We start from the raw sequence: 4,074 nt of genomic DNA on the forward strand, positions 1-4,074 counted from the left end.
GGATAGGCCAGGGCCAGCCCCAAGGCCAGCAGCAGGCATACGGCCGCGATGCCGCCTGCCACGACGCCCAGAGCCCACAAGGCCCAGCGACCGAGGCGGGAGCTCAGGCCGGAGACGGGACGGGAGGTGGGTGTGCCGGCGGGCGAAGGACTAGGTGCAGCAGAGCGGGGCTTGTCGATCATGAGCCGGCGGGGCGCGCCCGCGGGCGCGTTGGGAGGAGGCGGCGGATTATAGGAAGCGCCGCCTCGGCATCCTTGTATACCCGCGCACGCATCAAACCGTGTGCCAAACGACCGCTTCACATGTGTTTTTCAGTAGCTTGCAAGTTGGTTGAATCGTGTATGTTTAGCAACGTGGCGTTACCAGCTCGCGCCGAATTTCCGTTCGGCGTCAACGGCTTTGCTGCTAGCATTCAAGTAACTTATTAATAGTCCGATACGTAACTCGCGTGTCGGGAACAAAGGGCATGGGAATACTTGACGCACTTTTGGGTCGCAAGCACCCCCCCCTGATTGGCCTGGATATCAGTTCATCCAGCGTCAAGCTGGTGGAGCTGAGCCAGACCAAGAGCGGTGAATTCGTGCTCGAGCGTTTTGCCAGCGAGCCCTTCGAGAAGGGCTGGATTGCTGACGGCCAGATCGAGAAGTTCGACGAGGTAGCCGACGCGGTCCGCCGTGTCGTTGCGCGCAGCGGCAGCAGGACCCGCGACGCCGCCCTGGCCATGCCGCAGTCGGCCGTCATCACCAAGAAGATCATGTTGCCCGCCGGCTTGCGCGAGGAAGAACTCGAATTGCAGGTCGAGGCCGAGGCCAACCAGTACATCCCGTTCTCGCTGGACGAGGTCAGCCTGGACTTCTGCGTCATCGGCCCCAGCCCTACGTCGGTGGGCGATGTCGAGGTGTTGATCGCTGCCTCGCGCAAGGATCGCGTGCAGGACCGCCAGGGCCTGGCCGAGGCCGCCGGCCTGCGGCCCGTGGTGCTGGACATCGAGTCGCACGCCTCGCGCATGGCCATGGGCCGCCTCATTGCCGCCTTGCCCAACGAAGGCAAAGACGCGCTCGTGGCGCTGTTCGAGATCGGCGCCGACACCACCAGCCTCAAGGTGCTGCGCGACGACGAGCTGCTCTACGACCGGGACCAGTCTTTTGGCGGATCCCAGCTGACACAGCTCATCTCAAGGCAGTACGGTTTCTCCTTCGAAGAGGCCGAGCAGAAGAAGCTCGCCAACGAACTGCCCGAGGATTACGAGAGCAGCGTGCTCAACCCCTTCGTCGACAGCCTGTCTCAGGAAATCGGTCGGGCGCTGCAGTATTTCTTCACCAGCACGCCGCATCACAAGGTGCACTACGTGATGCTGGCCGGCGGCACGGCCACTCTGCCCGGTCTGAAGGAGCGAGTGACGGACCTGACGGGCTTCGCCTGCATGGTGGTCAATCCCTTCGAGAACATGGCCATGGGCTCGGCCGTGCGCGAGCCCAAGCTGCGTCGTGAGGCGCCGTCCTATCTGACCGCCTGCGGCCTCGCGATGCGGAGGTTCTTCCAGTGATCCTGATCAACCTGCTGCCGTATCGCGAAGAGCGGCGCAAGCGGCGCAAGGCTGCCTTCTTCGCCGGCCTGGGCTTTGCTGGCCTGGTCGGCGGCGGCCTGGTGGTGGCGGCCTACTTGATGCTGCAGTTCCTGACTGCGGAGCAGCAGTCGCACAACCAGTACATCCAGAGCGAGATTGCGCGGCTGGAGGCCCAGATCAAGGACATCGCCGATCTGAAGGCCGAAATCGAGTCGCTGAAGGCACGCCAGCGTGCCGTCGAGGACCTGCAGACCGATCGCAACACGCCGGTGCAACTGCTCAATGATCTGGCCCGGCTCGCGCCCGAAGGCATCTATCTGACGGCCATCAAGCAGGACGCCAAGCTCGTCACCATCAGCGGCATTGCCCAGACGAACGAGCGCGTGTCCGAATTCCTGCGCAACGTGTCGCGCAGCTCGGAATGGCTGGAGAAGCCCGATCTCATCGAAGTCAAGCTGGCCAATGTCACGACCAACACGCGTGACCAGCGGCGCCTGCTGGACTTCTCGATGAAGGTCTCGATCAAGACCCCGCCGCGCGAGGCTGCGCCGGGTGCCGCAGCGCCGAAGAAGAGCTGATCGCCCATGGCCACCTCCACATCCAAGTTCGACCTGAACGCCTGGTTCGCCGATGTCGCGAGCCAATTCCAGGGCCTCAATCCCAAGGAGCCCGGCCAGTGGCCGCTGCTGCCCAAGCTCGCAGCCTCGCTGGTCGTGATGCTGGCCGTTGCCATCGCCGGCTATGTCTTCGTGCTGTCCGACGTACAGGCGGGCCTGGAGGCAGAACGAGACCGCGAACCGCAGCTGCGCCAGGACTATCACAACAAGCTGGGCCAGGCCGTCAACCTGCCCGAGTTGCGCAAGCAGAAGAGCCAGGTCGAGGAATACGTGACCCAGCTTGAAAAGCAGTTGCCCGGCAAGGCGGAAATCGATTCCCTGCTGTCCGATATCAGCAGCGCGGGCGTCGGGCGCGGCCTGCAGTTTGAGCTGTTCCGGCCCGGCCAGGTGCTGATCAAGGACTATTACGCCGAGCTGCCGATCGCGGTCAAGGTGTCGGGCCGCTATCACGACATCGGCGCCTTTGCGGCCGACGTGTCGAATCTGTCGCGCATCGTCACCTTGCACAACCTCGTGGTCGTGGCGCCCAGCGGCCCGCGCGACGCGAACGGCCCCCTCAGCATGGAAGCCACGGCACGCACCTATCGCTACCTGGACGCCACTGAAGTCGCCGAGCAGAAGAAGGCCGCGACCAAGACGGCGGGAGGCAAGAAATGAAGCGCCTGCTGATGCCCCTCGCCGTGCTGCTGCCGCTGGCTGGTTGCGGCGGCGACATGGATGAGCTGCGCCAATGGATGGAGCAGGAGCGCAAGGAAGCCAAGACCACCGTCACGCCGCTGCTGCCGCCCAAGAAATTCCTGCCCCAGCCGTATGAGTCAGCGGCCGGCGTGGATCCCTACAGCCCGCAGAAACTCAGCGTCGCGATCAAGCAGGAAGCCGCCCAGCCGAATTCCCTGCTGACGGCCGAGATCAGCCGTCGCAAGGAGCCGCTGGAGGCCTATCCGCTGGACGGCATGGCCATGGTGGGCAGCCTGACGCGCGACAACCGTCGTTATGCGCTGTTGCGCGTCGACAACCTGTTGTATCAAGTCAAGGCCGGGGACTACCTCGGCCAGAACTTCGGCCGCATCACCAAGATCAGCGAGACCGAGATCACGTTGCGAGAAGTCGTCCAGGACGCTGCGGGCGAGTGGATCGAGCGCACCAGTACCCTCCAGCTACAGGAGAAGGGACGATGAACAAGACACCGCAGGAGAATAAGTCGATGGGCCGTGGCTGGTTGGTGGGATTCGCACTCACGTTGCTGGTCGCGCCGGCAGCTTGGGCACAGACGCAGATACGCTCGATCAATACCAGCCAGCAGGCGGGTGTGGAGGTCGTGCGGATTGAACTGAGCGAGCCCTTGCCGGCCCTGCCGACCGGCTTCACGATCCAGGCGCCGCCGCGCATCGCCATCGATCTACCGGGCGTCACGAACGGCGTCGGTCGCAACCAGATCGACATCAACCAGGGAAATCTGCGCTCGGCCAATGTGGCGCAGGCGGGGGAACGCTCCCGCATCGTGCTGAACCTGCGCCATGCTTCGGGCTACACCGCCAAGCTGGAGGGCAGCGCCCTGGTCATCGTGCTCGACCCGACGCCTGCGCAGCCCTTGCCCCAGGCCCAGGCTCCCGGCGAACCGGTCCATTTCGCACAGAGCCTGAACGCCGCGCCCCAGTCGCTGCGCGACATCGACTTCCGTCGCGGTGCGGACGATGCGGGCCGCGTCATCGTCAACCTGCCCAGCAACCAGGTCGGCGTCGACATCCAGCAGCAGGGCCATGGCCTGGTGGTCGAGTTCCTGCGTTCCAGCCTGCCGGAGAACCTGCGTCGCAAGATCGACGTGACCGATTTCGGCACCCCCGTGCAAACCATCACCACGAGCCAGATCGGTGATCGGGTGCGCATGCT

General features: G+C 64.4%; 6 protein-coding genes. 5 read left to right on the forward strand and 1 reads right to left on the reverse strand.

Features of this window, described 5'->3' with window-relative positions; all coding sequences use genetic code 11:
* Window positions 1–182 (reverse strand): hypothetical protein (locus ACXJKR_RS26305; RefSeq protein WP_457325318.1); only part of this gene is annotated, 182 nt, incomplete at its 3' end.
* Window positions 183–466: 284 nt separating this feature from the next.
* Between ACXJKR_RS26305 and ACXJKR_RS26310 the strand changes: the two genes are divergently transcribed.
* The 5 genes from ACXJKR_RS26310 to ACXJKR_RS26330 all read left to right on the forward strand — a co-directional run.
* A complete protein-coding gene (locus ACXJKR_RS26310) occupies window positions 467–1,546 on the forward strand; it encodes a pilus assembly protein PilM (RefSeq protein ID WP_056203284.1) in 1,080 nt (359 codons plus the stop codon).
* Window positions 1,543–2,145, forward strand: coding sequence for a PilN domain-containing protein (locus tag ACXJKR_RS26315; RefSeq protein WP_457325319.1), 603 nt, complete (start codon window positions 1,543–1,545; stop codon window positions 2,143–2,145). The genes ACXJKR_RS26310 and ACXJKR_RS26315 overlap by 4 nt, the downstream gene beginning before the upstream one ends.
* A gap of 6 nt (window positions 2,146–2,151) precedes the next feature.
* On the forward strand, window positions 2,152–2,841 hold the full coding sequence (locus ACXJKR_RS26320; protein ID WP_457325320.1) for a type 4a pilus biogenesis protein PilO: 690 nt from the start codon (window positions 2,152–2,154) through the stop codon (window positions 2,839–2,841).
* On the forward strand, window positions 2,838–3,362 hold the full coding sequence (locus ACXJKR_RS26325) for a pilus assembly protein PilP (RefSeq protein WP_457325321.1): 525 nt from the start codon (window positions 2,838–2,840) through the stop codon (window positions 3,360–3,362). The genes ACXJKR_RS26320 and ACXJKR_RS26325 overlap by 4 nt, the downstream gene beginning before the upstream one ends.
* The coding region (locus tag ACXJKR_RS26330) for an AMIN domain-containing protein (protein ID WP_457325323.1) at window positions 3,359–4,074 on the forward strand (716 nt) is incomplete at its 3' end. The genes ACXJKR_RS26325 and ACXJKR_RS26330, both read left to right, overlap by 4 nt.

The organism is Roseateles sp. P5_E11, assembly GCF_054049355.1.

Bases quoted from the DNA above. Each gene is read 5' to 3' on its own strand.
- ACXJKR_RS26310 (WP_056203284.1), top strand. From the start codon at position 467: ATGGGAATACTTGACGCACTTTTGGGTCGCAAGCACCCCCCCCTGATT.
- ACXJKR_RS26320 (WP_457325320.1), top strand. From the start codon at position 2,152: ATGGCCACCTCCACATCCAAGTTCGACCTGAACGCCTGGTTCGCCGAT.
- ACXJKR_RS26325 (WP_457325321.1), top strand. From the start codon at position 2,838: ATGAAGCGCCTGCTGATGCCCCTCGCCGTGCTGCTGCCGCTGGCTGGT.